This is a genomic window from Streptomyces sp. NPDC002513 (assembly GCF_053595355.1).
In genome coordinates this window covers 56,453-83,271 of sequence record NZ_JBSFXK010000012.1, presented here as the reverse complement: position 1 = coordinate 83,271, position 26,819 = coordinate 56,453, and the positions used below count along the sequence as shown (strand labels likewise).

22 protein-coding genes and 4 pseudogenes are annotated in these 26,819 nt (G+C 72.1%); 2 read left to right on the top strand and 24 right to left on the bottom strand.

The annotated features are described in order from the left end of the window. Positions 1-73: 73 nt before the first annotated feature. From ACWD5Q_RS11430 to ACWD5Q_RS11340, 19 genes and pseudogenes are all read right to left on the bottom strand, one after another. Positions 74-748 (bottom strand): response regulator, encoded by a 675-nt coding sequence (locus ACWD5Q_RS11430; RefSeq protein WP_451426798.1) that lies wholly within the window; start codon positions 746-748, stop codon positions 74-76. Then, positions 745-2,235, bottom strand: coding sequence for a sensor histidine kinase (locus ACWD5Q_RS11425; protein ID WP_451426844.1), 1,491 nt, complete (start codon positions 2,233-2,235; stop codon positions 745-747). The genes ACWD5Q_RS11430 and ACWD5Q_RS11425 overlap by 4 nt, the downstream gene beginning before the upstream one ends. Further along, positions 2,235-3,506, bottom strand: coding sequence for an acyltransferase family protein (locus tag ACWD5Q_RS11420; protein WP_451426797.1), 1,272 nt, complete (start codon positions 3,504-3,506; stop codon positions 2,235-2,237). Before ACWD5Q_RS11420 ends, ACWD5Q_RS11425 begins: the two co-directional genes overlap by 1 nt. Continuing rightward, positions 3,499-4,584, bottom strand: a complete 1,086-nt coding sequence (locus tag ACWD5Q_RS11415) for an alpha/beta hydrolase (protein WP_451426796.1) — start codon at positions 4,582-4,584, stop codon at positions 3,499-3,501. Before ACWD5Q_RS11415 ends, ACWD5Q_RS11420 begins: the two co-directional genes overlap by 8 nt. Before the next feature lie 148 nt (positions 4,585-4,732). Next, a complete protein-coding gene (locus tag ACWD5Q_RS11410; RefSeq protein WP_451426795.1) occupies positions 4,733-5,539 on the bottom strand; it encodes an alpha/beta hydrolase family protein in 807 nt (268 codons plus the stop codon). 360 nt (positions 5,540-5,899) lie between these two features. Continuing rightward, positions 5,900-7,093, bottom strand: coding sequence for a kynureninase (kynU, locus tag ACWD5Q_RS11405; RefSeq protein WP_451426794.1), 1,194 nt, complete (start codon positions 7,091-7,093; stop codon positions 5,900-5,902). Next, positions 7,086-7,934, bottom strand: coding sequence for a tryptophan 2,3-dioxygenase family protein (locus tag ACWD5Q_RS11400; protein ID WP_451426793.1), 849 nt, complete (start codon positions 7,932-7,934; stop codon positions 7,086-7,088). The genes kynU and ACWD5Q_RS11400 overlap by 8 nt, the downstream gene beginning before the upstream one ends. Positions 7,935-8,134: 200 nt before the next feature. Then, positions 8,135-8,548 carry a DUF3151 domain-containing protein gene (locus ACWD5Q_RS11395; RefSeq protein ID WP_451426792.1) on the bottom strand — a complete coding sequence of 138 codons (414 nt, stop codon included), beginning with the start codon at positions 8,546-8,548 and terminating at the stop codon, positions 8,135-8,137. 145 nt (positions 8,549-8,693) lie between these two features. Further along, a complete protein-coding gene (locus ACWD5Q_RS11390) occupies positions 8,694-10,196 on the bottom strand; it encodes an MFS transporter (protein ID WP_451426791.1) in 1,503 nt (500 codons plus the stop codon). 98 nt (positions 10,197-10,294) lie between these two features. Further along, a complete protein-coding gene (gene fbaA / locus ACWD5Q_RS11385) occupies positions 10,295-11,326 on the bottom strand; it encodes a class II fructose-bisphosphate aldolase (protein ID WP_451426790.1) in 1,032 nt (343 codons plus the stop codon). Positions 11,327-11,466: 140 nt separating this feature from the next. Then, positions 11,467-12,015, bottom strand: coding sequence for an orotate phosphoribosyltransferase (gene pyrE, locus ACWD5Q_RS11380; protein WP_451426789.1), 549 nt, complete (start codon positions 12,013-12,015; stop codon positions 11,467-11,469). Between the two features lie 10 nt (positions 12,016-12,025). Beyond that, the gene (locus ACWD5Q_RS11375; RefSeq protein WP_451426788.1) at positions 12,026-12,814 is read right to left on the bottom strand and encodes an aldose epimerase family protein; all 789 of its coding nucleotides are present in this window, start codon (positions 12,812-12,814) and stop codon (positions 12,026-12,028) included. A 45-nt stretch (positions 12,815-12,859) separates the two neighbouring features. Next, positions 12,860-13,846, bottom strand: coding sequence for an SRPBCC family protein (locus ACWD5Q_RS11370; RefSeq protein ID WP_451426787.1), 987 nt, complete (start codon positions 13,844-13,846; stop codon positions 12,860-12,862). 86 nt (positions 13,847-13,932) lie between these two features. Then, positions 13,933-15,606 (bottom strand): polyamine aminopropyltransferase, encoded by a 1,674-nt coding sequence (locus ACWD5Q_RS11365; RefSeq protein ID WP_451426786.1) that lies wholly within the window; start codon positions 15,604-15,606, stop codon positions 13,933-13,935. A 135-nt stretch (positions 15,607-15,741) separates the two neighbouring features. After that, positions 15,742-16,299 carry a DUF2617 family protein gene (locus ACWD5Q_RS11360; RefSeq protein WP_451426785.1) on the bottom strand — a complete coding sequence of 186 codons (558 nt, stop codon included), beginning with the start codon at positions 16,297-16,299 and terminating at the stop codon, positions 15,742-15,744. 1,217 nt (positions 16,300-17,516) lie between these two features. Then, a pseudogene (locus tag ACWD5Q_RS11355) lies at positions 17,517-17,702 on the bottom strand (tyrosine-type recombinase/integrase); the annotation flags it as partial. 10 nt (positions 17,703-17,712) lie between these two features. Continuing rightward, the gene (locus tag ACWD5Q_RS11350) at positions 17,713-18,171 is read right to left on the bottom strand and encodes a hypothetical protein (RefSeq protein ID WP_451426784.1); all 459 of its coding nucleotides are present in this window, start codon (positions 18,169-18,171) and stop codon (positions 17,713-17,715) included. A gap of 213 nt (positions 18,172-18,384) precedes the next feature. Beyond that, positions 18,385-18,987 carry a DUF4328 domain-containing protein gene (locus tag ACWD5Q_RS11345; protein WP_451426783.1) on the bottom strand — a complete coding sequence of 201 codons (603 nt, stop codon included), beginning with the start codon at positions 18,985-18,987 and terminating at the stop codon, positions 18,385-18,387. Positions 18,988-19,443: 456 nt separating this feature from the next. Further along, a pseudogene (locus ACWD5Q_RS11340) lies at positions 19,444-19,824 on the bottom strand (transposase family protein); the annotation flags it as partial. Between the two features lie 73 nt (positions 19,825-19,897). Here ACWD5Q_RS11340 and ACWD5Q_RS11335 point away from each other — a divergent pair. Beyond that, positions 19,898-20,176, top strand: a pseudogene (locus ACWD5Q_RS11335) (IS110 family transposase); the annotation flags it as partial. A 35-nt stretch (positions 20,177-20,211) separates the two neighbouring features. Here the strand turns inward: ACWD5Q_RS11335 and ACWD5Q_RS11330 are convergent. From ACWD5Q_RS11330 to ACWD5Q_RS11315, 4 genes and pseudogenes are all read right to left on the bottom strand, one after another. Continuing rightward, on the bottom strand, positions 20,212-20,934 hold the full coding sequence (locus ACWD5Q_RS11330) for an SMI1/KNR4 family protein (RefSeq protein WP_451426782.1): 723 nt from the start codon (positions 20,932-20,934) through the stop codon (positions 20,212-20,214). Positions 20,935-21,037: 103 nt separating this feature from the next. Beyond that, positions 21,038-21,409, bottom strand: a pseudogene (locus ACWD5Q_RS11325) (helix-turn-helix domain-containing protein); the annotation flags it as partial. 43 nt (positions 21,410-21,452) lie between these two features. Continuing rightward, positions 21,453-21,863, bottom strand: coding sequence for an NAD(+)--rifampin ADP-ribosyltransferase (gene arr, locus ACWD5Q_RS11320; protein WP_451426781.1), 411 nt, complete (start codon positions 21,861-21,863; stop codon positions 21,453-21,455). 120 nt (positions 21,864-21,983) lie between these two features. Next, positions 21,984-23,138: a PP2C family protein-serine/threonine phosphatase gene (locus ACWD5Q_RS11315; protein ID WP_451426843.1), complete on the bottom strand. Its 1,155-nt coding sequence runs from the start codon at positions 23,136-23,138 to the stop codon at positions 21,984-21,986. A gap of 221 nt (positions 23,139-23,359) precedes the next feature. Between ACWD5Q_RS11315 and ACWD5Q_RS11310 the strand changes: the two genes are divergently transcribed. Next, positions 23,360-24,559, top strand: coding sequence for a pyridoxal phosphate-dependent aminotransferase (locus ACWD5Q_RS11310; RefSeq protein WP_451426780.1), 1,200 nt, complete (start codon positions 23,360-23,362; stop codon positions 24,557-24,559). A gap of 68 nt (positions 24,560-24,627) precedes the next feature. On the opposite strand, the gene ACWD5Q_RS11305 is transcribed toward ACWD5Q_RS11310, so the two are convergent. After that, entirely contained in the window at positions 24,628-26,487 is a 1,860-nt protein-coding gene (locus tag ACWD5Q_RS11305) for a hypothetical protein (protein WP_451426779.1), read from the bottom strand. Positions 26,488-26,819 lie beyond the last annotated feature (332 nt).

The following is a 26,819-nucleotide window of genomic DNA, read 5'->3' as shown; positions in this document are numbered from 1 at the left end:
ATCCGTCTCAAGTACTACGGGCCGGGCCCGCTTCCGTCCACAGACCGGGCCCGCTTCCATCCGCGGGGCGGAGTCAGTATCCCGACGGGCGGACCAGCCCCGACTCGTAGGCGAACACCGCCGCCTGCGTCCGGTCCCGCAACCCGAGCTTCACCAGGATGCGGCCCACATGGGTCTTCACGGTCTGCTCGGCCACGACGAGGTGTGCGGCGATCTCCGCGTTCGACAGGCCCTGGGCGATGAGGGTGAGGACCTCCGTCTCCCGCTCGGTGAGGTCGCCGACGCGGTCCTTCAGCGGGGTCCGGGGCGCGCGGCCGAGGCGGGAGAACTCCGCGATCAGACGCCGGGTGATCCCGGGCGCGAGAAGCGCGTCGCCCGCGGCCACCACCCTTACGGCGTCGGCGAGTTGGTCGGCGGAGGCGTCCTTCAGCAGAAAGCCGGAGGCGCCGGCGCGCAGCGCGTCGTACACGTACTCGTCGAGGTCGAAGGTGGTGAGCACCAGGACCTTGGGATGGGGGCTGTCCTCGGTGATGCTGCGGGTCGCCTCGATGCCGCTCAGCTCCGGCATGCGGATGTCCATCAGTACGACGTCCGGGGCGAGTTCGGCGGCCTTCGCGATCGCGTCCTTGCCGTGCTCGGCCTGCCCGACCACCTCGATGTCGGGCTGGGCGTCGAGCAGCACGGTGAAGCCCTGCCGCACCACCGTCTGGTCGTCGGCGATCAGTACCCGGATGCTGCCGCTCGTCATGGGGTCTCTTCTCCTGTCGGGGGCGGTGAACCGGCAGCGGAGACGTCCTGCCGGACGGTGGGCGCGGCCGGTGGTGCGAGGGGGACGACGGGTGCGTCGGCGGGGCCGGTGGAGGCGTCGGGCCGGGCGGGCTGCGCGGGGTCGGTGGAGGCGTCACGCGGGGCGGGCGGCGCGGGGTCGGCGAGCGGGGCGCTGCCGTCACGGGGCAGGAACGCGGAGACCGAGAAGCCACCGTGCGACGTCCTGGCCGCGGTGACGTAGCCGCCCAGCATCGCCGCCCGCTCCCGCATCCCGAGCAGGCCGTGCCCGGCGCCCGGGGACGGCGGGGCGGGTCGCTTCGGGCGGGAGTTGACGACGCTCAGGTGCAACCCGTCGGGGACATGGGTCACTTCCACGCGGACCGTCGAACCCGGAGCGTGCCGCAGGGCGTTGCTCAACGCCTCCTGGACGATCCGGTACGCCGACAGCTCCACCCCGGGCGGATACGGCTGCACCGCGCGCCGAGTGTCGCCGATGTCCACGGTGACCGCGAGTCCGGCGGCGCGCGTGTTCTCCACCAGGGCGTCGAGGCGGTCGAGGGTGGGCTGCGGGGCCCCCGGGGCGGCCCGGGTGCCCGACTCCCCGAGGCCGTAGGGGGCCTCGGGGTCGGCCGAGCGGAGCACGCCGAGCACCCGGCGCAGTTCGGTGAGCGCCTCCAGGGCGTTCTGCCGGATGCCCGCGAGGTTCTCCGTCAGCTCGTCGGAGGGGTTCTCCGCCAGATGCGCGGCCACCTGCGCCTGGATGGAGATGACCGACATGTGGTGGGCGACCACGTCGTGCAGTTCCCGGGCGATGCGGCTGCGCTCCTCCAGCAGGGTGCGGCGGGACCGCTCCTCCGCGGTGAGCGTCGTCTGCTGCACCAGCTCCGCGCGGGCCTCACGGCGGCCGCGCAGCGCGGTGCCGAGCACCACCACGACCGCGGACAGCACCACCGCGGGCACGCCGGTGGACTGGTAGTCCGACGCGCCCCACAGGCCCTGGAGGACATAGGTGACCAGCACGGTCAGGACCAGCGCCTCCGCGGCGACGCGGGTGCGGACCCTCAGGGCGAGCAACAGCAGCACGCACATCTGGGCGATGATCCCGGCCGCGGTCCACGGCCAGGTGAAGTCCTTCGCCGAGCCCGCGAGCAACGGGCCGTGCACCGCGACCGCCCCGAACAGCGTCGCCGTCGTCGACAGCCACCACGCCGGGACCGGCCGCCACAGGGCCAGCACCATGGCCCCGCTCTGGCCGAACCCGATGAGGAAGGCGAATCCGGAGCCCACATGACCGTTGTCCTGGAGCTGGGCCACGGCGCCGATCAGAACCCCGAACGCGGCCAGGTACACGATTCCGTGCGGCAGCCAGCGCAGCCAGACGGACGGGGGCAGCGGATCCGCCCGCACGGTCCACAGGTCGTCGCGCAGCACCCGCAGCCCTCGCCGGACGCCGTTCCCCCTCCGCATCACGCGTCCACCCTAGGACCTGGGGTGCGGGCGGTCTCGGGCCGGCGAGAGCGGACCACGCGGGAAGGACGCCGGTCGCCGCGCTGTTCGCAGGCGCGGAAGGCCGCCCAGCACACCGTCAGGACGAGAGCGAAGACCGGGAGCCAGGCCAGACGGGCCGCCGCCCAGGCCAGGTCGTCCGGGACTGTGTGCAGCCCCGGCAGGCGGCCGGCGAGCAGACCGGTCGCGGTGGTCGCCATCAGGGCCGTCTGGTGCCACAGGAATATCGTCAGCGCGGAGAGGTTCACCAGGGCCACCGCCGCCCAGGCGAGGGGCCGGCGCATGGCACGGCGCAGCCGTGTCCGCAGCAGCAGCGCCAGCCCGCACTGGGCCATGCCGAAGGTGACCGCGGCCAGGGTCGGCGGGTCGAGGTTGGAGACCGCGGCGCCGGGCACGCCGACCATCGACGCCGGGTACCCGCCCCACGCCACCAGCCCCGCCGTCGCCGCCGCACCGCCCGCGAGCAGCACCCAGCCCGCGCGGCGGCCGTCCAGCTCGCCGCGCGTCCAGGCCGCGCCCAGCGTGTACGGCACGAGCCAGGCCGCCGGCAGGTTCACCCAGCCCAGCCAGCCGGGGCCGCCGAGTCCGAACCGTATGAGGTCCACATGGAGAACGACGGCCAGCGGCCACAGCGGGTTGAGGCGTCCGACCAACGGGGTCGCCGCGGTCAGGGCCGCGAGGACCAGCAGGAACCACAGCGGGGACAGGGCCAGTTTCACCAGGGTGTGCACGGTCCCGGCGTCGGCACCGCCCGCGAGCAGGGCGCAGGCCGCGACGGTCCACAGGGCCGGCAGGGCCAGGGCGGGCCGGAACAGCCGGGCCAGCCGGGCGCGCAGCCACCGCCCGTACGAGTCACCCCGCGCGCGGGCCGACGCCAGGCCCTTCGTCGCCACATGACGGCCCACCAGGAAGAACACGGCGAGCGTCTGGAAGACCCAGGAGACCGGGGCCAGCCAGGGCATGAAGTGCAGCGGGCTCGCGGTGCGCAGCGCACCGCCGTCCGCGACCAGCGCGGTCACCAGCCAGTGGCCGAGGACGACACCGAGGATCGCGACGGCGCGCAGGGCGTCTACGGCGCGGTCCCGCTCGGCGGGAGTGGCGGCGGCCACCTGGTGTGCGAGGGCCCGCACGCGGCCCGCAAGCGCCGGCTTCCGTGGCCTCGGATTGCGCGGTGACAGCTTCTGCGACGTCGGATTGCGTGGCGCCGGCTTCTGTGACGTCCGCTCACGCATGGGTCACCTCCGACGTCCTGCCGAGCACGATCCGGGCCAGGTTGGCCAGCGAGACCGAGCCGGGTGCGAAGTAGTCGCTGTGGCCGCCGCCGCCCGCGGCGAAGACCCGGGCGCCGTAGGCCGGGGACACCGGGTCGGTGCCGAAGCCGACGGCCGTGCCGAACAGGTCCGTGCGCACATGGGGCACGTCCGCGATCCAGTCGCCGCCGCCGCGGGCCGCCCAGACCCGGGCGCGGGTGTGCAGGGCGGCGGCGGAGTCCGCTCCCGTGCCGGGACTGCCGACGAGGGCGATGTCCTGGACGTCCGCGGCGGCGGCCGCCCGGGCGCAGACCACGGTGCCGTAGGAGTGGCAGAGGAGGGAGATGTCCGGCAACCGGCCCACCGCCGCCCGGAGTTCGCCCACGAACCGGTCCAGCCCGCGCGCGCCCCGCTCGGCGCGGCTCGTCGTGAGCGCGGCGGTGCTGAGCATGCGGGGCGTGTCGTAGCCGAGCCAGGCGATCACCGCGGTACGCGGACCCGTGGCGCGGTGCAGGGCGAGCGCGCCCGCGCGGAACCGGGCGTAGGTGTCCAGGGTCGTGTCGGAACCCGGGACCAGGACCGCGATGTGCTCCGCCGCGGTCAGGTCGCCGAGGACCTCGGTCACCCGGCCGGCTCCCCGGCCGTCGAAGGCCAGGAGGTCTCGGGAGGGGGAGGCCAGGGCGCGGTCCACCGCGGCACGCCCCCGGTCGCCGTGCGCTGCGGCCATCCGGGACGCCTCGGCGGCGTCGGCGCGGTTGGCGTCGTACGTCCCGGCGAGCGTGACCGCCGACAGGGGGGCGAGCCGGGCCGGCGGCGGGGCCGGGATCCGGGGGTGCACGGCGGCCGACAGGGGCACCACGACGGCCCCCGTGATCAGCACGGCGAGCAGGGCCCGGCGCAGACGCCCGAGCAACGGCCGGCCGGGGCTTCCCGGACGAGCGATCCCGCCCCGCTCCCGGCGCCCGTCGCCGCTCCGGTCCCTGCCGCTCCGGTCCCCGCCGCCGCTCCCCCTCCCGTCGGCGTACGCGACCGCGACCGTCCCTGTCCCCCGGACTCCCATGGCGCCCTTCCCCTCCCGACGGCCCGCTCATCAGGCCGTCACGAGAAGGAAGTTACGGAGCGTGATCCGTCGTCGGCGTCACGCCAGGGAGCCCATCCGGGAACTGGCTCTCAGGTATGACGGGTATGACCCGGACCGGGACCGGGGGCTACCACGCCAGTTGTGCGATCTCCTCCGCCACCACCGCGCACGCGTCCGCCGCCGGGTCGATCAGCGGGAAGTGGCCCACGTCCTCCAGCAGCGTGAGGCCCACGACCTCGCCCGCCTTCGCCGCCGCCTCCGCGTACGACTCGGCGACCGCCAGCGGGACCTCGATGTCCCGGCGGCCCTGGACAATGGTCGTGGCGATGCCGGTGGGCAGCAGCAGAGCCGGGTCCGCGTACGGCCGGCGCTCGGCGAACGAGCCCGCGCCACCGAGGAGTTGGACCGCCGCCCCGCCGCACACATCCAGCTTCTCGGCGATGTGGAAGTCCGCGATCGGGGCGAGTGCCACGACGCCGCGCAGCGGAGCCGGGCGGTCCGTGCGCCAGGGGGAGTCCGCCGGCAGCACATGGCGGGCCGCCGCCCACAGCGCGAGGTGACCGCCCGCGGAGTGCCCGGTGATCACCGTGCGGCGCTGGTCGGACTGCGGCAGCGCCTCGCGTACGAGCGCCGGGAGCGCGTCGAACGCCGCCGCGATGTCCTCGAAGGTGTCCGGCCAGCGGCCCGCCACCGGCCCCATGCCACCCGGGCCCGCGGAGCCGTCGGACTGGGACGGGAGGAGCGCTCCCCTGCGGTACTCGACGTTGGCCACGGCGAAGCCCCGGCGGGCCAGGAAGTCCGCGAACGGGGTGATGTGCCGGCGGTCGTACGGCGCCCGCCACGCGCCGCCGTGCACCACGACGACCAGGGGGGCGGGGACCGTGGCGCCCGCGCCCGCCGGGTCCGTCTGCCGGGGCGCGTAGAAGTCGATCACCTGGTCGGGGTGGTCGCCATAGGCGGCGGTGGCATCGGGGTCAACCGGCGGGTGCGAGAAGGCGGACGCCTCCTCCGCGGCGGACGCGTCGTCCGGCTCTGCGGGATCGCGGGGGGGCGTCGTCCGGCATGCTCCAACCTCTCAGCGGTGAAACGGGGATGCGTACGCATCGGCCGTCAGGAAACCGGCCGTTGGCGGGGACGGTATCAGGCGGGTGACGCGCGTCCACACGGGGTTGTCACGCTCGGTGAGGGACCTCGGTGAGGTGCGGAGAGGGCCGGTGGCACCGCGGTGTGCGGGGCCACCGGCCGGCCCGCCACAGGTGACCTTGACGGTGCCGCCGCCGGGCTCACTCCAGGGTCAGGACACCACCTCCGCCAGCACCCGCGCCGCCCGCTCCACGTCCGCGAAGCCCACGTACAGCGGGGTGAACCCGAAGCGCAGCACGTCCGGCGGACGGAAGTCGCCGACCACACCGCCCGCGATCAGCCGCTTCATCACGTCGCCCGCGCCCTCGCACCGCAGCGCGACCTGGCTGCCGCGCTCCGCGTGGGCCCCCGGGGTCAGCGACTCCACCCGGCCCTCGGGGACGTACGCCGCCACGCACTCCAGGAAGAAGTCCGTGAGCGCGAGGGACTTGGCGCGCACCGCGTCGATCGACACCCCGTCCCACACCTCGAGTGCCGCCTCCAGGGCCAGCATGGACAGGATGTCCGGGGTGCCGACACGGCCGCGCGGCGCGCCCGCCGCCGGCTCGTACGCGCTGTGCATACCGAACGGCTCCGCATGCGAGTTCCAGCCCGGCAGCGGGGAGTCGAAGCGGTCCTGCAGCTCCCGCCGCACATACAGGTAGGCGGGTGCGCCCGGGCCGCCGTTCAGATACTTGTAGGTGCAGCCGACCGCCAGGTCGACGCCGTGCGCGTCCAGGCCGACGGGCAGGGCGCCCGCGCTGTGGCACAGGTCCCAGACCGACACCGCGCCCGCCGCGTGCACCGCGGCCGTCAGGCCGGGCAGATCGTGCAGCCGGCCCGTGCGGTAGTCGACGTGGTTCAGCAGCACCGCCGCCGTACGGCCGGTCAGGGCGCCCGGTACCTCGGCCGGGACCACCGGGCGCAGGGTGCAGCCGGTCATCCGCGCCGCCGACTGGGCGAGGTAACCGTCCGTCGGGAACGTCGTCGCGTCGACCAGGATCTCGTCCCGGCCGTCCCCGTCCCGCGCGGCCATGCGCACGGCCGCCACCAACGCCTTGAAGACGTTGACGCTGGTCGAGTCGCCCACCACGATCTGCCCGGGCGCCGCCCCGACCAGCGGGGCGATCCGGTCGCCGATCCGCTCCGGCGCGGTCCACCAGCCGCTCTCGTCCCAGGAGCGGATCCGCAAGCGCCCCCACTGTCTGCGGACGACGTCCTCCATCCGGCCGGGCACGGCCGCCGGGAGGGCGCCCAGCGAGTTCCCGTCCAGGTAGACGGCCTCGTCGAGGACGAACTTCGCCCGCAGCGCGGCCAGGTCGTCCGCCGCGTCCAGGTTCCTTGCCTTCTCGGCCTGATCAGACATGGGACCTCGCCGTCCACAGCTCGGGGAAGACGTTCTTCTGCGCCCGCTTCTCCAGCCAGGCCACCCCGGCGGAACCGCCGGTGCCGGGCTTGGCGCCCATCGCGCGCCGGGTGGCCAGCAGATGGTCGTTGCGCCAGCGCCACACCAGTTCCGCCACATCGGTCAGCACCTCGCCCAGCCGGGCGAGTTCGTCCGCCGGATCCCCGGAGTACAGGGCGGTCCACACCGCCTCCACCTGCTCCGAGGGCTCGTAGCGCAGGGAGACGTCACGGTGCAGCACCGCATCCGGGACCGGGTGCCCGCGCCGCGCGAGGAGCCGCAGCACCTCGTCGTACAGGCTCGGCTCGTGCAGCGCCTTCTCCAGTTCGGCGTACGCGCGCGGCGCGCCCCGGTGCGGGACCAGCATGGACGAGGACTTCTCGCCGAGCAGGAACTCCATACGGCGGTACATCACCGACTGGAAGCCGGAACCCTCGCCGAGGGCGGAGCGGTAGGAGTTGAACTGCGCGGGCGTCAGCTGCGCGAGGGGCCACCAGGACTCGTTGAGCGCGTGCAGCTCCCGTACGGACCTCTTCAGCGCGTCGACCGCCGTCGGCACCTGGTCCTCGCGCAGAGCGCGGGCCGCGGATTCCCACTCGTGGACGATCACCGTGAACCACAGCTCCATCACCTGGGTCGTGACGAGGAAGACCATCTCTCCCGGGTCGTCGGAGAGGGTGTGCTGGAGGTGGGTGAGCACGTCCGCCTTGACGTAGTCCTCGTACGGCGTCGTGCCCTGGAAATCGAGATGCGGGGTCTCGGGCTCCTGAGTCTCCTCGGACCGATGAGCCTGCTGGGACATCGCTGTCTCCTGTGATGTGCTCCGGGTAGCGGTCCGCCCCTGCCGATGCCGGCACGGGGGCCCCGGTCCCCACCCGCATCCTGCGTGAGGCACCCGGGCCCCGCAAGGCCCGCCTGGTCACAGGCGGGCCTCGCCCACTCTTTCGCCACCGTCCCGGACCCTCGCCGCCGGCCCGGGGCGTCTTCGCCGCTGCTTCGCCGCTAGCCGAGCGTCTGGGCCGCGGTCGGCGAGGAGTCCTTCAGGAACTGTGTGCAGCGCTCGTACTCGTCCTGCTCACCGATGGCGTGCGCGGCGCGCGCGAGGGCGTGCAGGGCACGCAGAAAGCCGCGGTTCGGCTCGTGCTCCCAGGGCACGGGTCCGTGGCCCTTCCAGCCGCTGCGGCGCAGGGCGTCCAGGCCGCGGTGGTAGCCCGTCCGGGCGTAGGCGTACGACTCGACGACCGAGTCCCGCGCGAACGCGTCGTCGGCGAGCTGTGCCCAGGCGAGCGAGGAGGCCGGGTACCTGGCCGCGACCTCGGCGGGCGCCACGCCGTTCGCGAGGAGTTCGCGCGGCTCGGGGTCGTCGGGCAGACGGGTCGGGGGCGGGCCCCCGAGGAGGTTCTCGTGAAGGGTCATGGGTCCCAGTGTGCGCCATCACCCATGACCGGCACCGGCTGCCCTCACCCCGCCGGAGCGCGGCGGAGACAGGGGCACCGCACCCGCCCGCCCCGTGGCGCGCACCCCGTCACCACGCCCGGGAACGGTGGCGGCGCGCACGCCGTCACGGCGTCGCGTCGGTGCCGGGGGTGCCGGTCTCGCGCGGGGTTTCCAGGGGTGGGGACGTCAGCCAGCCGTGTGTGCGGCACTCGGGGTGCTGGGAGTCCGCCCCCGGGCGGCGCACGGTCGCGAAGGCGAGCACCGCGCCGACCGCCAGGATGCCCGCGCACAGCGGCATCGCACGGCGGAAGGCGGCGTCGAACGCGTCCGCCGCGCGGTAGGCCTCCGGGCCCATGCCGGTCAGCAGCGGCAGCGCGGCCACCGCGACCAGTCCGGCCGCGCGGGCCGCCGCGTTGTTGATGCCGCTGGCCAGGCCCGCCCGGGCGGTGTCCACCGAGGCGAGCACGGTCGCGGTCAGCGGGGCGACCAGGGTGACCATGCCCGCCCCCATCACCAGCAGCGCGGGCAGGACGTCGGCCGCGTACGAGGCGTCCTTGCCGACGCGCAGCATCAGCAGCATGCCCGCCGCGCACAGCAGCGGGCCGACGGTGAGCGGGATGCGTGGCCCGATGCGCTCGGCCAGGGCGCCGGAGCGGGCCGAGAACAGGAGCATGAGGACGGTGGTGGGCAGCAGTGCCGTACCGGCCCCCAGCGGCGAGTACCCCGACACCACCTGGAGCTGGAGGGCGGTGAGGAAGAAGAAGCCGCCGAAGGCCGCGTAGACGCAGAGGGTCACCAGATTGACCGATGTGAACTGGCGGGAGGAGAAGATGTCGGGCGGCATCATCGGGTCGGCGCGGTGCTTCTCGACGTACCCGAAGGCGATGCCCGCGGCGACGCCCGCGACCCCCAGGACGGGCACGGCCGGGGAACCGGAGCGGGCCTCGATCAGGGCGTACGTCACCAGGGCGAGGGACAGGGCGCCGAGGACGGCGCCGAGGACGTCGAAGCGGCCGTGCTCGCCTCCGTCGGCGGACTCGGGGACGTGCCGCAGGGCGATGGGCACACAGAGCAGCGCCAGCGGGACGTTGAGGAGGAAGACCCAGCGCCAGCCCGGCCCGTCCACCAGCCAGCCGCCGACGAACGGGCCGATGGCGGCGCCGATTCCGCCGAAGCCGGACCACAGGCCTACCGCCCGCGCACGGTCGTCCGGGTGGAACGACGCCTGGATGAGGGCGAGCGAGCCGGGGGTCAGCAGGGCGCCGCCGATGCCCTGCAGGGCGCGTGCGGCGATGAGGACGCCCGGGGTGGGGGCGAGGCCGCACAGCAAGGACGCGCTCGCGAACCACACCACCCCGAGGACGAAGATCCTGCGGCGGCCGAAGCGGTCACCGAGGGCGCCGCCGAGGAGGATCAGACCGGCCAGCGTGACCATGTAGGCGTTGACGGTCCACTGCAGGGCGGAGAGGCTCGCGTCGAAGTCGCGGCCGATGCGGGGGAGGGCGACGTTGACGACGGTGGAGTCCAGCAGCGCCATGCTGGAGCCGAGCACGGTCGTCAAGAGGATCCATGTGCCCTGCGGGGAACCCACCCGGACGGCGGGGGCCTGACGTGCGGTGACAGCCATGGGGAGATCATCCCGCGTCGGCCGCTCCAGGGCCAGAGGGGTGACGGGCCCGGTGGCCGGGCCCGTCGGTCATCCGCCGAATTCTTCGGGAACCGCGGCTACTTGATCTTGTTGCCGGTCGAGCGGAGGTGGCCGCAGGCCTCCACGACGCGCTTGGCCATCGACGCCTCGGCCACCTTGCCCCAGGTGCGCGGGTCGTAGGTCTTCTTGGAGCCGACCTCGCCGTCGACCTTCAGGACGCCGTCGTAGTTCTTGAACATGTGGTCGGCGATGGGGCGGGTGAAGGCGTACTGCGTGTCGGTGTCGATGTTCATCTTGACCACGCCGTTTTCCAGCGCCGTCCGGATCTCCTGCTCGGTGGAGCCGGAGCCGCCGTGGAAGACGAAGTTGAACGGCTTGCTGTCGGCGGGGCGGCCGAACTTGGCGGCGACGCCCTCGCTCAGCTCCTTCAGCAGCTCGGGGCGCAGGACGACGTTGCCCGGCTTGTACACGCCGTGCACGTTGCCGAAGGACGCGGCCAGCAGGTAGCGGCCCTTCTCGCCGAGGCCGAGCGCCTCGGCCGTGCGGATCGCGTCGTCGACCGTCGTGTAGAGGGAGTCGTTGATCTCGTGGGAGACGCCGTCCTCCTCGCCGCCGGTCGGGGTGATCTCCACCTCGAGGATGATCTTCGCGGCCCGGGCGCGCTCCAGCAGCTCCTGAGCGATCTTCAGGTTGTCGGCGAGGGTCTCCGCCGAGCCGTCCCACATGTGGGACTGGAACAGCGGGTTGCGGCCGGCCCTGACCCGCTCCTCGGAGATCGCCAGCAGCGGACGCACATACCCGTCGAGCTTGTCCTTCGGGCAGTGGTCGGTGTGCAGCGCGATGTTGACCGGGTACTTCTCGGCGACGATGTGCGCGAACTCGGCCAGGCCCATGGCACCGCTGACCATGTCCTTGCTGTACTGACCGCCCAGGAACTCGGCGCCACCCGTCGAGATCTGGACGATGCCGTCGCTCTCCGCCTCCGCGAAACCGCGCAGGGCCGCGTGCAGGGTCTGGGAGGACGTCACGTTGATGGCCGGGTAGGCGAACTTGCCTGCCTTCGCCCGGTCGAGCATCTCGTTGTAGACCTCGGGGGTTGCGATGGGCATCTGTCCGCTCCTTGTTCTGCGGGTTGCGTTCTGCGTGCGTACGGCCCTGACCTAGGGAGTGACGTCATCGTCGGCCCCATCTTCGCAGACGGAGCCGGATGCCTCCGGACACCGTGTCCAGCCTGTGGAAAACTCCTGCCTCAGTCCAGGCCCAGTTCGTCCTTGGAGTACGCGAACAGGTACGGCACCCCCGCTTTCTCGGCGACCGCCTCGGCCGCGCCGGTCGCCCGGTCCACGATCGTGGCGACCGCGACGACCTCGGCACCGGCCTCCCGCAGCGCCTCGACGGCGGTCAGCACCGAGCCGCCGGTGGTGGAGGTGTCCTCGACGGCCAGCACCCGCCGGCCGGCGACCTCGGTGCCCTCGATACGCCGCTGCAGGCCGTGCGCCTTGCCGGCCTTGCGGACGACGAACGCGTCGAGCGTCCTCCCGCGCGCGGCGGAGGCGTGCAGCATCGCGGTGGCCACCGGGTCGGCGCCCAGGGTCAGGCCGCCGACCGCCTCGTAGTCCAGGTCGGCGGTCAGGTCGAGCATGACCTGACCGACCAGCGGGGCGGCCACCCCGTCGAGCGTGATGCGGCGCAGGTCGACGTAGTAGTCGGCTTCCTTGCCCGACGACAGGGTCACCTTGCCGTGCACCACGGCCTTGTCCTTGATCTGCTGCAACAGCTCACCGCGTACGTCACTCATGCCCGTCAGCTTAAGGGCGGCGCCAGGTCCAGGTCGTCGTGGCCTCCAGCGGCTCGATGGGGGTGACCAGGCGCGGAAGGGTGTTGAGGCCGTTCGGCGGGCCGGTCTGCGGTTCCACACACACCGCCTCCGGCTGCTCGTCGTACACCACGACCCACTCCTCGCGGCTGGTGACCCGCAGTTCCAGCACTCCCGGCCAGGTGAGGGTGACGTCGACGCCGCCGGGCATGCCGAAGCAGTCGTCCCAGGGGCCGGGCTCGGGGTCGATGCGGTTGCCGGTGGGCAGGTGGTCCTCGCCGCGCTCCTCCTGCCAGGCGGGGGCGAAGCCGAGGCGCACGTCCTCGCCGCCGAGGGTGCGGTGGAACCACGGGTGCCAGCCGACCTGGGCCGGGAAGGAGGAGTCGTACGTCTCGACCGACATGGTCAGCGTGAGCGCGTCGGGGGTGAGCGAGGCGAGCTGGGTGACCCGGCCCGCATACGGCCAGGGGGCGACCAGGTCGTAGGTGAGGACGGCCTCGGTCCGCTCGGCGCGGGCCACGCTCCAGGCGCCGTCGCGGGCGGTGCCGTGGATGGCGTGCGGCGGGGCGTTGAGGGGCATCTGGTAGACCGTGCCGCCGTCGCGGAACATGCCGTTCCGGATGCGCCCGCACCAGGGGACCATCGGGAAGCACCCGTACCGCTCGCCCTGCCGCAGCAGCTCCGTGCCGCCGACGCTCAGGCTCCGCACCCGCCCGCCGTTCGCCGGCGCCAGCACGACTTCCGCGTCTCCCGCGGCCAACGTGATCTCGTCGTTACTCACGAGGCCGACCCTACTTCCCCGATCAAGAGGACATGCCGTCGCCCGTCACCGGCGGCGGCGCAGCAGGCGGCCCGCCACGACGGCCGAGGCCACGAGCAGGGCTGCCGCCGGGGCGGCCCAGCGCAGGGTGATGGTGACGGTCGTGGTCTCCGGGGCCGGAACGGGCGCGTAGCGGCCGCGCGGGGGCGCGTGGTCGACTTCCTCGGCGCTACGACCGATCATCGTGCGCCGGGCGTGCGCCGCCTCGGCCGGAGGCTCGTCGTCGCCCTCGAAGCCGTCCTCGTCCTCGTCCTCGTCGTCGTCCTCGTCCTCGTCCTCGTCGTCCGCGAACGGATCGAGGGACGACGGGGGGATGTCGGCGTCGAAGACCGAGGGACGCGCGGGGGACGCGGGGGCCCCGGGAGCCCTGGGCTCCTCCGCCCCCGAAGACGCGCCGCCCGTCCCCTCAGCCGGCTCTTCGCCCGTCTCCTTGCCCGCCGCCTCGCCCGTCCCCTCAGCCGCCGCCTCGCCCGTCTCCTCCGCCGACTCCTCGAACACCTCGGCGCCGGGCCCCGAGGAGGCCGCCTCGGCCAGGTGCTCCGCCGCGCGCCCCGTCTCCGCCCCAGCGGGCGGCAGGGCCTCCCCCAGGTTCTCCGCGCACCGGCTCAGCAGCCGTGTCCCCGCCGACGCCACCGCGTCCGCGGGCAGTTCCGCGATCCGGCCGTCCCCCGCGGCCGTTCCGGTGAACACGACCGTGGTGCCGCCCTCGGCCGGGCGCAGACGTACGGACAGGGACAGCTTCACCGCGCCGGTGCCGCGGACCTCGGCGGCCTCGCCCTCCACCAGGTACGAGCCGTCGTCCTGCCCCGCGATCCGCAGCGTGCCGCGGTAGGTGATCGTGTGGCCGCCGACCCGGACCTTCAGCCGGCCGGCCACGGGGTCCGTGCCGGCGTCCTGCTGGAGGCCGGGGATCGCACGCGCCACCCGTGCGGGATCGGCCAACGCCCGGCCGAGCCGATCGAGGGGAACCGGAACGAACACCTCATGCTCCATGTCTGCCGAGCCTACCCAGCACAGCCCGAACCGCACCCGTACGGCGCAGGATTCACACGGCCGAGAAGGGTGGAGGACGGGGGGCCTCAGTGTGTGTACCGCGGGTGCAGCAGCGTCGAGGGCGGCAGGTCCGGCAGCCGGGTGCGCGCCGCCTCCCGTGCGTCCGCCCGCAGGGACGCCGGGGTCAGCGCCGGCAGGCGCGGCGTGCGCGGGTCCAGGGTCAGCACCGGGCGGGTCCGGGCCGCGAGCACGAAACCCCAGTCGTCCGGGGCTTGGGACAGACCCGCGGAACGCCCGGTGCCGTCCGGGCCGCCCGCGGACTGCCCGTCGCCGGCGGCGGCGCGGGCGGGGACGCGGTACGGGACCGTACGCAGGCCCGCCGCCCGCACCGTCGCCTCCACCGTCCAGAAGACGCGCGGGCGGGAGACCACCGGGCCCGCGTGCACCACCAGACGGCCGTCCGGCGCGAGCACGCGGCGGGCCAGGCCGTAGAACTCCTGTGCGTACAGCTTCGTGCTCTCCGCGATGCCCGGGTCCGGGAGGTCCGCGATCACCACGTCGTACGTCCCCCGGGGGCGTCTGAGCCAGCAGAACGGGTCCGCCGTCCGCACCCGGACCCGCGGGTCGGCGAAGGCGTGGCCGTTCAGCGCGGACAGGGCCCGGTCGCGGCGGGCCAGCAGGACCACCGCCGGGTCCGGTTCGACCACGTCGACCCGCCGCACCCCGGGCCGGCTCAGCACCTCGCGCACCGCGAGGCCGTCGCCGCCGCCGAGCACGAGCACGCGCGCGTGCGGTCCGCCGCTCATCGCGGGGTGCACCAGCGCCTGGTGGTAGAGACGCTCGTCGCTGCCGTCCACCCGCAGCCGGCCGCCGAGGAAGAGGTCCAGGGGGCGGCCTTGGGTGCCGCCGGTGAGCACCGCCTCCTGGGCCTCGCCGCGCGCCGCGACCCGGACGTGGCCCCCGTACACCGCCTGGCGTGCGGCCCGCTCGAAGTCGCCCACCAGGGCGGCCGCCGTGCCGAGCAGCACCAGCACGACGACGTTGGCCGTCAGCAGCAGCCAGCGGCCGCGGCGGCTCAGGTCCCGCCGGAACAGGCCGAGGACCAGGGCACCGCCCGCGACCGCGTTGACCGCCCCGGTGAGCAGGGCGCCGGTGAGCTGCCCGAGCTGCGGGAGCAGCAGGAAGGGGAAGGCGAGGCCGCCGACCAGCGCACCTACGTAGTCCGCGGCGAAGAGGTCCGCGACCACACCGCCCGCGTCCTGGCGGCGGATGCGCTGGATCAGCTCCATCAGCAGGGGCACCTCGGCACCGATGAGCAGGCCGATCGCGAGCGAGAAGCCGACCAGCAGACAGCGCGGTCCGCCGGACCAGACGCCGCCCCAGTCACCGGTCCAGGCGAAGACCGCGTACAGGGCCATGGCACTCGAACCGCCGACGAGCGCGAGCACCGCCTCCACCGCGCCGAAACCGGCGGCGGCGCGGAAGCGGAGCCGCTTCGCGGCGAGCGAGCCGATGCCCATCGCGAAGACCATCACCGAGAGCACGACGGAGGCCTGGGTGACGGAGTCCCCGAGCACGTACGAGGACAGGGCGACGAGTTCGAGTTCGTACACGAGTCCGCAGGCCGCGCAGACGAGCACGCCGACGAGGACGAGGAACCGTCCGGTGCCGGGGCGCACGGGCAGCCGCGCCTCGGCCGTGCCGCCCTCGCCCCAGGAGCGCGGCACGCCGGGTGGTGCGGGCGCGTGCGGTTCGATCACGCTGGGAACGCTACGTCAGGGGCGCGGCGGGCTTTGTCACCCACACGTGTGGAACTGCCCGGAGGGAACCGCACGGAGGGAACTGCACCTGTGGAACAGGACGTAGGGGACCGCATCGGTGGAACCGTCGCCTCCTCACACCAGGGAGGGGCTGAGCCGGGACGGGGCGTCGTCGGCCCGCGCCGCCGGTGTCCTCATCCCGACCCGGGTCCGGGTCGCGACCAACTGGCCGTCCTGCGGATAGGCGTGCCAGGTGCGCCAGTGGACCTGGCCCTCGTGGTGCCGGGCCACCATCGCCGTGAACGCGTACGGGCTTCCGGGGAAGACGCCGACCAGGCCATGGGGGTGGTCGGAGACCAGGGCCAGCAACTCCTGGGCGCGGTCCGCGAAAGAACGGGGCGAGAGGACCTCGACCTGGGCCGCGAACTCGTACTCCCAGTCGTCGACCCGTTTGGCCACGCCCAGCGGCAGCGGGGCGCTGGAGCCCGCGATGCACGCCACCGTCTCCGAACAGATGCCCCGCTCCTCCTCGAGAAGTACCTGGTGGGAGGCACCGAGCAGTCTCAACTGCAGCCGTGTGCCTAACAGTTCGAGGTCGAGTGCGGCGAGCGCGGGCAGCGGCTCACGGCCCATGGTCCAGGCGAGGTCGGCCGCACGCGTGTCGGTGTACGAGGTGTTCAGGGTCGTGAGCATGGGTCGGCTCCGCTGGCACGCAAGGTGAGGAGTGGGTCCGGCGCACCCCGGTCGTGGCACTGGCGGACGAGGCCGGCCCGGCCAGTCGGGTGGTACGTCCGGTCGGCCCGGTGGGGAGGACGCTTGCGGGACAGGTGTCCGAAGGGCGTCCGCGGGCTGCTTCGGTGGTTGAGAGGGAATCACGAACTGCGGCGTCGCCACAGCGTTTTTACCCAAGAGCGCACGGTTTCCATCCCCCCGAGGGCTCAACAGCGCATCTGTTCAACTACGGCGTACGCCAGGGGCATTGGCGCGGCTGACGGATGCGCCCCTTCAGCCCCGGTCGGGCGCGCGGTAGCGCACGATACGGACGTCACGCATCCGCGCGCCCCCTCGGCCGGGTGACGCTCCCCCGTGTCGCTCACGTCGCTCCCGCCGGCAGGCCTCCTGCCGCGTGCCCGCCGGGAGAACATCCCGACGGGCACACGCGACCCGGCTGCGTGACCCCCGCGGGAGACCGGCCCCCCCTCACCGGCCTCCCTCTCGCCGGCCGTCCCCCTCCCGCCGGCCGCCCCCTCCCCCGTCCGCGCCCCCGGGTCGGCCGCATCCCCCGTATCAGCCGTCCCCCGGGTTGGCGACGTCCCCCGTGTCGGCCGCGTCCCCCGCATCAGTTGCCCCCCGTGTCAGTTGCCTCCGCCGCATCCGCCCCCGCCGCACGACGACCCGCAGGACGAGTGGCCGCCGCAGGAGTGGCCCCCTCCACAGGAGTGGTGCCCCCCGGAGTGGTGACCGCCCGAGGAGGAGTCGCCGGCCCACCAACTGCTGCCGCTGTCACTGCTGCTGCCGCTGCTGCTACTACCACTGCTGCCGCCGCTGGTGCGCGAGAACCCCCGCGTCCGCGCCCCTCGGGCCGTCGCCCGCGAAGCGGCCTTCCGGCCGCGCCTGCGGCGGTCCCTCACGAGGCTCACCACGATGGCGATGCAGACGATCACCACACCGATGCCGACAATCATGACCTCGTCCCCCTTCCGTATCCCCCCGGGCGGCCCCGAAAAGCCCCTCCGTTTTCCCGGGTGAACGGGGGATGCCCTCGTCTTCCACCGGCCAAAGCAGAGTTGAGGAACTTCTGAGGGTCCCTCTAGGAAAACGTCCCCTGACCTGTACAGAAATGCAGTCGAGGGGCCATCCGTGCCGCACTGGACCGTCTGTGGGCCGTGATCTTCGTGGAAGATGCTCTGAAACACCGAGTCAATGGCGCGACGGGCACGCTCGCGGCTGTCGGGCATCAGGTGGGCGTACACCCGCAGCGTCAGTGCCGGGTCAGCATGTCCCATGTACTCGCTGACGGCCTTGATGCTCTCGCCCGCGTCCAGCAACGCGAATGCAGAGAAGTGCCGCAGGGCGCGCGTCCCGTGCTCGCGCGATGGACGGATGTCATTCGCCTGCTTCGAGGTCCGAGCGCATCGCGTCCCAGAGTGCCTTGACAGTGGTCATCATTATGCTGTAGGCCTCTTTGAGGTCATCGCCAGTGACGCCCTCTTGGATCTGGTTCCGTACCTCTCGCAGTCGCCTGAGGGAAGCATCTGAGTGCTCGACGACGACCGCGGAAGCGGTGATGGACATCTGATATCGCAGCTCGTAGGCCCCGCCCTCGCGGAATGATTCTGCAGCCTGTAGGGCACGATCCTCTGCGCCGAGAGATGATGACGCGATGTCTTTCAACTGATTCCTCGTCCGCATCAGTGCGGCCAAGTATTCGCCGTAGAGCTGACGTTTTATGTCCCGCTGCCGTGCCGTCTGATCACGCTGCCACCGGACACGATCGACGATCACGGTCGAGCCGACGCCCACAAGCGCGCCAAGTGCCGTGCCGAGCAAGGGCCCCCAGTCCATGTCTTCAGCCTAGCCTCGATCGTTCATGAGTCCTCGTCGGTGTGCTGACGGGGACTCTGTGTTTGCGTCGAGGTGCGGTCTTTCCGGGGCTGGGGCAGGTTGACGGCCCGGTTGTCACGTCGGGTGGGCGCCGGGTTCCACGAGGCCAGGTAATTGCCGGTCACGCGCGCAGCACAGCACGTCGCTGTGGGGGAGTGCATCGGGGGAACTGCCTCACGCCTGGGCGAGAGGTGCGACCGGAACGGTGGCGCCGAGCGCGGCGCTCTGCAACGCCGTGATGCGCTCGATGACGAGCCCCAGCAGCACGGCCGCCGCGATCATGAGCGCCTCCGCCACCACGAGGAAGGCCGTCGACCCCGGGGCCACCCAGCCCCCCACCACGAGCACCACCGCGTGCGTGATCCAGGCGACCCACCACAGGTTCACCAGTGTCGTGTCTCGCTTCTGCTCCCACGACGCGGAACTCGCGCGCCCGATGTCGAGGACGAACCGGCGCGGGACAAAGAAGTTGACCACTGGTATGAACCACGCGCCGATCGTCCAGCCCCGACTCGGGACCGAGGCCTGGGGGGACAGCTCCTGGGCGTTGCGCCGGGACCGGGCGAGCCACACGAGGAACAGCACGATCGCAAGATTCATCAGATAGAGGAAGATCATGGAGATGAAGCCCGACTTGTGCAGGGACGCATCCGTGTGGTGCAGATAGTGATCCCGGACTGCCGCCGAGCGGAACGCGTCCGCCACGGCGGCCGCCACTATCGCTGCCTGCGCGGAGCGGGCAAGGATCCAGGGAGCTTTGCGGGCGGTGCTCGTCATCGTCTTGGCCTGTCTCGGAGGCGTGTGTGGCCGCAGCGGATGGATGCTGGGGCGGAGTGATCATAGGGTCTACTCGTCGCACCGTGCGTACGACTTTCGGGTCGTCGGTCGCGGGGTGCACGTCCCCGACGGCAGACGGCGGTAAGTACACGAGGACCGGCTGCGGGCAGCACGCCGATCAGATCAGACGGGATGCGGCCGAACGGAGGCAACTGGCCCGCAGCACGCCGATGTCCGCAAGTCAGTGCCCGCCCAGAGCACCGCCCTGCGAAACCACTCCATGACCATCATCCCGACACGGACACGCGGGTACCCCGATGCTCTTCTTCACCTGAGGAGTGCAGCTTCCCTGACGACGAACCGGACCCTGGACAAGCCCCATCGCCCCAGATCAGAGGCACTCCCCGCTTGTCCGATCACGCCTCGGACACCCCGGCCGGTGAAGGCGCGAGGTTTAAGGTTGTGCAGGCGGGCGACGCCGCGCATGGCGTGGTGAACCCCTTCTCCCTTGAGACGGCAGTCCCGCAGGATCTTCCAGCACTTCATGCGGGCGAAGACGTGCTCGACGCGGGCTCTGCCCTGTTTGTGGGAGGTGTTGTGTGCGACTTTCCAGTCGGGCAGTTCCTCACCCGGGCGGCGACGGTGGGGCATGACCAGGCCGGTGCCCGGATAACCGCCGTCCGCGATCGCCCTCGTGTTGCCGACTGCGTCCTTGGCGCCGGATTCCTCCCGTGCCTTGCAGTCATTGCGGTTGCCGGGCAGGGGCCGGCCGACCACGACGACCAGGCGGCTGTCGGCGTCGATGACGACCTGATGGTTAGTGGAGTACCGGTAGTTCTAATAGCTCACCGGTGAGCCCGAGCGCGGGAGTGCAAGGGTCCGCTGTGCGAGGTGGAAGCCTGCCCCCGTTCCGGTGACACGAGCTTCCGGCCGCAGCCACGTCGTCGTAGCCCGCACGGTGAAGAATCAACGCTTGGCCGGAGCCGGTCACATGTGGGCCTTCGCGGCTCTCCGATCGGCAGGGCCGCGGGCCCACTACGACCGCCGGCGTGACGGCGGTGAACGCCACACCGCCGCCCTTCGGAACCTGTTCAACAAGCTGCTCGGCTGCCTCTACCACTGCCTGCAAGCCGGCACGCTCTACGACCCCGAACATGCCTTCGCCAGCTCCGTCACCTTGGTCGCATGACCATCCACGGCGCAGTCGGAACTGCGTCAAAGAGGTCAGCCCACCCAAGAGGTGGGGAGGTCTGCGCGGATGATCTCAAGATCGGTGACTGCGTGACCGCGTGCATGGATCCAGCAGTGATCCTGCAAGCCGTCCCGGCGCAGCAATCGACCAGGAGCCGCATACCAGCGCACGGGTGAATCCTCTTCGCTCGCCCACATCGGATGGTCAGGCAGGTCGATGCGGGCGTAGCGAGCCTGGAGGCTGGGCACCAGCGCGTCTGGCAACTCGCAGGCGTCGTACAGGCTGCCTACGGCGAAGAGCGATTCGCTCAGCACCAACTCGACCCATGCCGGGGACATCCGGTCGAGGAACGGAATCCAACCCCGGTGTGACTCCACCACCACCGGAGGGTCGTCCTGCTCGATCGCGGTGAGGGGAATCGCCCATGCCGCACAGTCCTGGTTCTCGCGGCGGAAAACCAGGACTCCGCCAAGGGCGTCGTCGACATAGAGCCCGGCCGGCGGGACCAAGGGGTCCTGTTGTCGGGTCAGGTCGTCTCGGCGGCCCAAGAGCGCGTATCCCTCGCGCAAGGCTGCGGGGAGTTCGAAGCCGAGAACACTCTCCGCGGCCATCAGCTCGTCCGCAGCACAACCGTCCTCGGGCCGCAGAGGACGGCCGATCCACTCACCACTGAACCAGCGCACAAGGCCCCAGGCCTGCGAGCGGTCGGTCACCCCGCCCCCCAGCGCCACCGACACATCAGGACCATCCACCATGCCCAGGACGCTACCGCGTCGCCCGGCGCGCGACCGCGCGGGAGCAACGTCCACCTGGGGTCGGCTAATGGGCTCGACTTGACTCGCCAGCGACATGAGATGTCTGGGACTGCTCGGCAATCGTGTGGTCGCGGGTAGGGACCAGGGCGCCGTCCACGATGAGCACGGTGTCGTTGCGGAACCGTTGACGCGGTTGGAGCGCGAGTAGCGGCCCGAGCTGGGCGATAACGCGGTCCGCGGCGGACTTCGAGACGCCGAACAGCGGGGCCAGCTGGCGCAGCGTCAAGTTCGTGCGCCAGTACGCCGCGACCAGCAGCACCCGGTCCTCCAGAGGCAGGCCCCACGGCCGTCCGCGCCGCACCTCGTCAGCGCCCTCGCTGCGCAGTGCGGTCACCAACGTGCCGAAGTAGCGCGGGCTCAGCCCAGTGAACGGGGCTATCCAGGACGGCTCGGACGCCGTGATCACACCAGCCACAGCAAGATCATCTCGCCGTGAACCAGTAGTTGAGGAACGATCCTTAGTTGATGATTTCGGCGCGGTCATCCATGCGGATTGCAGCCAGCCGGTCTCGCCACACCTGGAGAGCTTCGGGTGTCTGTCGCGTCCAGTCGGTGACCTCACCAATGATCCGGAGCGGTTCTCTGCTGCGATAGGAGCGGGTGGGGTTGCCAGGGAACTTCTTGTCGGTGACGTTTGGATCGTTCTCGAACTCCCCGGTCGGTTCGACGACGTACACTCGCGGGGCTCCGTCGCCTGCGGCGAGTTCGGCGGCGAGTCCCGCGCCGTCGCGCAGCGCGGTGAAGTAGATGTGGTTCATCACGATTTCGGGCCGGTAGTTGGAACGGAAACCGGCGGTGAGGTGATCTCCGACCCGCAGCTCGGCCTTTGTGCCGTGAAAGAACGGCCCCTCGTCCAATGCCTCGTCCATCGCCACAGGTTATCAACCCAGGCTGTCGCGACGGCCAGCTATCCAGGACGGCTCGGACGCCGTGATCACACCAGTCACAGCAAGACCATTTAACCCGAGTCGGTAGTTACGGGACAGCCCTTAGCGCTCCAGCTGCAGATCGCGATCTTGTGTCTCTTTGCGGCGAAGGTCGAGCGCGTGCCTCCCTCCGACGGAGCTGACGCCGGCATGTCCGCGCTGGACGCGCTGAAGGTGGTCGCCGGGGTGGTGGGGGATGGGGGCCCGGTGGACGGCGAGGAGGGCGACGTCGTCGCCGAAGCGTCCGCCGGTGTGGGCGAGCAGGTCGCGTTCGATGCGGTGGAGCAGCGCCTCTGGGGGTTGGCCGGTCCACTGGGCTGCACGTTCCGCGAACGGGTAGAAGACGCCGTGGTGGTCACGGGCTTCGATGACACCGTCGGTGTACAGGAGCAACGTGTCCCCAGGGCCGAAGGGCAGGACATCGACCGCGTGGTTGCCGGGATCCGTGACGCAGACGCCGAGTGGCGGCGCGGGGTGGAGGCGGGGAACGGTGACCGTGTTGTCCGGGCCGAGCAGCAGGGGTGCCGGGTGGCCGCAGCTGGTCATGCGGACCAGGGGCTCGGCGTCGGCGATCTCGACCAGAAGAGCGGTCACGAAGCGTTCTCCCGCCTCGTCCTCCGGTTCGAGGTCGGCGAGGTAGCGGGTCATGCTGCGTTCCAGGGAAACGGCCAGGTCGGGCAGGGAGGCGTGGTGGTGGGCGGCCTCGCGAAAGGCGCCGAGCAGGAGGGCGGCCTCACCCAGGGCGGGCAGGCCCTTGCCCCGTACGTCGCCGATCATCACGCGGGCCGCGCTGTCGGTGCGGGTGGCGGCATACAGGTCGCCGCCGACCTCGGCCTCCTCCTCGGAAGCCAGATAGACACAGGCGAGCCGCAGCGGGCCGAGCCGGCTCGGCAACGGCCACATCAGCACCTGCTGGGCGGCCTCGGCGACGGACCGGACCCGGGCCAGCTGGCGTGCTCGCCGGTCACGCACCGCACACAGGAACACGATCAACGAGGTGATCACCGCTATAGCGATCACCTCCACCACCACGTTCCGCGAAGCCAGCGATCCGGTGCGCCAGCCGCTGACCACCTCGCCCGCCATGGCCAGGACCCCGATGCCGCCCGTCGTCCAGGGGCCCGCGAACCACGCGGTGAGCGTGGGCGCGACCACCAGCAGGGGGCCGAGAGTGATGCTCGGCCCAGACGCGACGTCCGCGGCAGTGATCACAACGATGAGCACAACAGGGACCAGTGGCAACACGCGGCTCGGCTGCCACGGCTGCCCGAGACCCACACGTCCCGTCCCGGAGCCCACGCCTTCCACACTGCACCGCCACGGATCGCCTCGCGACCGCAGGAGACCGGTGACACCAGCAACCACGCAGGGCGCGCGAGTGCCGGCGCAGGTGCTCATCCGTGAACGTCAGTTGAGGAACTCCAGAGCTTCGGCGCAGGATGGCGGCCATGACCTCCAGCGTGCGCCCCTTCCTCAACCGTCGGCTCGCCGAGTTCGGGACGACGATCTTCGCCGAGATGTCCGCCCTCGCCCTGAGCACCGGATCCATCAACCTGGGCCAGGGCTTCCCGGACACCGACGGCCCGGAGCAGGTCCGCGAGGCCGCCGTGCGGGCGCTGCGCGACGGGCGCGGCAACCAGTACCCGCCGGGTCCCGGCGTCCCCGAGCTGCGCACCGCGATCGCCGCGCACCAGCAGCGGCGCTACGGCCTCGCCTACGACCCCGACACCGAGGTGCTGGTCACCGCGGGAGCGACCGAGGCGATCGCCGCGACCCTGCTGGCGCTGCTGGAACCCGGCGACGAGGTGATCGCGCTGGAGCCGTACTACGACTCCTACGCCGCCTGCATCGCCATGGCGGGCGGCCGGCGCGTACCGGTCACCCTGCGGCCGCACCGCGACGGGGGCGCGCGCTTCCGCCTCGACCTGGACGAGCTGCGCGCCGCCGTCACCGACCGCACCCGGCTGCTGCTGATCAACACACCGCACAACCCGACCGGCACCGTGCTCACCCGCGAGGAACTGGCCGCGATCGCCGGGCTGGCCGTCGAACGGGATCTGCTCGTCGTCACGGACGAGGTGTACGAGCACCTGGTGTTCGACGACGCCGAGCACGTGCCGCTCGCGGCCTTCCCGGGCATGCGCGAGCGGACCGTCTCCATCTCGTCCGCCGGGAAGACCTTCTCCTTCACCGGATGGAAGGTCGGCTGGGTCACGGCGCACGGTCCGCTCGTCTCTGCCGTCCGGACGGCCAAGCAGTACCTGACCTACGTCAGCGCGGGCCCCTTCCAGTACGCGATCGCCGAGGCGCTGCGCCTGCCGGACTCCTACTTCGACGACTTCCGCGCCGACCTCCGCCGCAAGCGCGACCTGCTCGGCGACGGCCTGCGCGCGGCCGGGTTCGAGGTCTACCAGCCGCAGGGCACGTACTTCATCACCACCGACATCACCCCCTTCGGCGAGAAGGACGCCTACGCCTTCTGCCGAGCCCTCCCCGAACGCTGCGGCGTCGTCGCCATCCCCAACTCCGTCTTCTACGACGACCCCGACGCCGGCCGCAGCCAGGTCCGCTTCGCGTTCTGCAAAAGGGACGAGGTGCTGGCCGAGGCAGCCAGTCGGCTGCGACGGCTCGTGCCCTGAGCTCGCGGCGCATCACACGGCTCTGCCGGACGGCAGCGTCGGCTCGGGAGATGGTTCGCCCGCCGTGCTCAGCGGAAAGTCCAGGCACCAGCCACGAGGATCGTGAGGACGAGCAGTCCAGGGCCCAGCGGGAAGCCGCGGTCGCGGGGTGGGACGGGTTCGGCAGGGCGTAGTTCCGGGTGTGCGTGCAGGGCGGTCACCTCCTCGACCATGCGGACGTACGAAGGGTGGAGGCCGAGCCGGCGTTCCGCCTTGGGCAGCCCCATTCCCCGCAGTCTCCAGGCGCTGCCGTCCGCCGTCGTTATCTCTACGCTCCCTTCGTCCGTGTAACGGGCCGACCGCAAGCGTTCCCAGGACACCTGCCGCACCTTCCATCCCCCTGCCAGCCACAGCCCCGAACTGTCTGCGGTGACACGCCAATTGAGCAGCTCGGCGGCAGATCTGCTCCATGCCAGCAGGCCGGGCAGGAGAACCGCTCTCCAGCCGAATCCTTCCGTCACGAGTGAGCGGCTGACGAAAGTGACGCCCGCCATGAGGCTCAGGGCCAGGGCCACGCCACTCGCGCGCGCCAGGGCGCCGGGTCCCCAGCGCAACGGCTGTCCCGTCGGAACCAGGTTCGCGGGGACATGGTCCGCCTCGGTCCCGGCTCCGCCGTCCAAGACCACGGGGGCGGTGCCCGTCGGTGCTTGGGTGGCGAGCGCCGGTCCCTTGCCGGGGCGAGGCAGCCGAATGGGGCCGGCCGTACGGATGACGACGGGGCGGGTGTCCCGGTCCGTGGTGGCGAGAACCAGTTCGCCGCCCTCATAGGGAGAGCCGAACATGACGGCCTCGCGCAGCCGCGTATCGACGGCGAAAGGCTCTTCCTCGTCCACCTCGTCATCCCGATGCGGCGACCCGGGCTCGTCCGTGTCGGGCCGATCCGCCGCGAAGAGGCCAGCGAAGACCGGCGTACGGCCGGCTGTGTCATCGCCCGCGTAGATCCAGATCCGCCCGGCATCGTCGGAGCGTTCCAGCACGCGCAGGACCGGGACGGGCGCGCGGCGCAGCGTGGCGGCGCGGCGTCGGGCGAGGAGACCGGTGAGAAGCATGGAGCCCCCCGGCAGACCGGCGGCCAGGGCCGACAACTGCCAGCCGAGGGCGTCGTACGGTTCGGCTGCCAGGCTCCGCCCTGCCCCGTCCTCCAGCACGGTCACGGTCTCGCCGATGCGGTAGTCCTCCGGATAGGACGCACCGAGGGTCAGGCTCCGCGCGTCGTCGGTGCGCACCCGGACCACCGCATCGCCCCGGCCGACCACCTTCGCCGTGGTACGCACGGCACGCTCCGCGCGGTGCTGGTCCGTGTGGACGCCGTCAAGTCCCTGAGTCACGCAGAAGACGGCCACCCCGAGAAGCAGCAGCCCCGCGCTGATCGGGATCGTCCCGCGCAACAGCGGGCCCACCGGGCCGGGCAGCGAGTGCCGCACGCCCGCTGCACGCTGCGCCGAGTCTCGCTGCCGGTGACGGGCAGCGATCCGTTCGCGGGCGGTGGCCCAGCCGAATCCCAGGGCCACGAGCACGGAGAGGTTCGCGACCATGGTCATCGACCCCGCGCCCGGCAGCTCCAGCCACGCCACGACGGCCGCCAGGGCGGGTGCGGCGACCAGCGTCAGCTCCGGCAGCCGGGCCAACCAGTACACAAGCCCCACCGCCAGGCCCGTCTCCGCCATACCCAGCCAGTCCGCGCCGCACGGCGCGGCATCGCTGCAAGGCCGGTCCGGCGTCGCCGCGTTGGCCCACACCACCGTGATCAGCAGCGCCCAGACCGACCACAGCGGCCGTGCCCAGGGCGCGCTGCGGGCGCGCGACCACCGGACGGTGTCCTCGGAGGACCATGCGGGTGTGCCTGCGGGAACAGCGCAGGACGGTATCGGTGAGGGGATCTCGGACACGCAGGGATTATGAGGGACGGACACCTGCTCGACACCGCCGGTGTACGGCAGTGCTCCGGTCCCCGGGCCGCCCGAAGCACGCGTCCTCCTCGGCGCAACCACCACGTCCGACGACAGCAGCGCCGGGAGCCCCTTGTCAGCGGGCGTCCGCCTCAGGCTCCGGGCGAGGGAGACGTAAGTCGCCTCCGGGCCCTTCCAGTACGCCGTCGGCGAGTCCCTGCGCCTGCCCGACGCCTACTTCACGGCCTTCCGCGACGGCCTGCGGGCCAAGCCGGCGCTTGCCGCACCACAAGGAGAGACGTACAATTTCTTGTACGTTCAAGGAGGGTTGA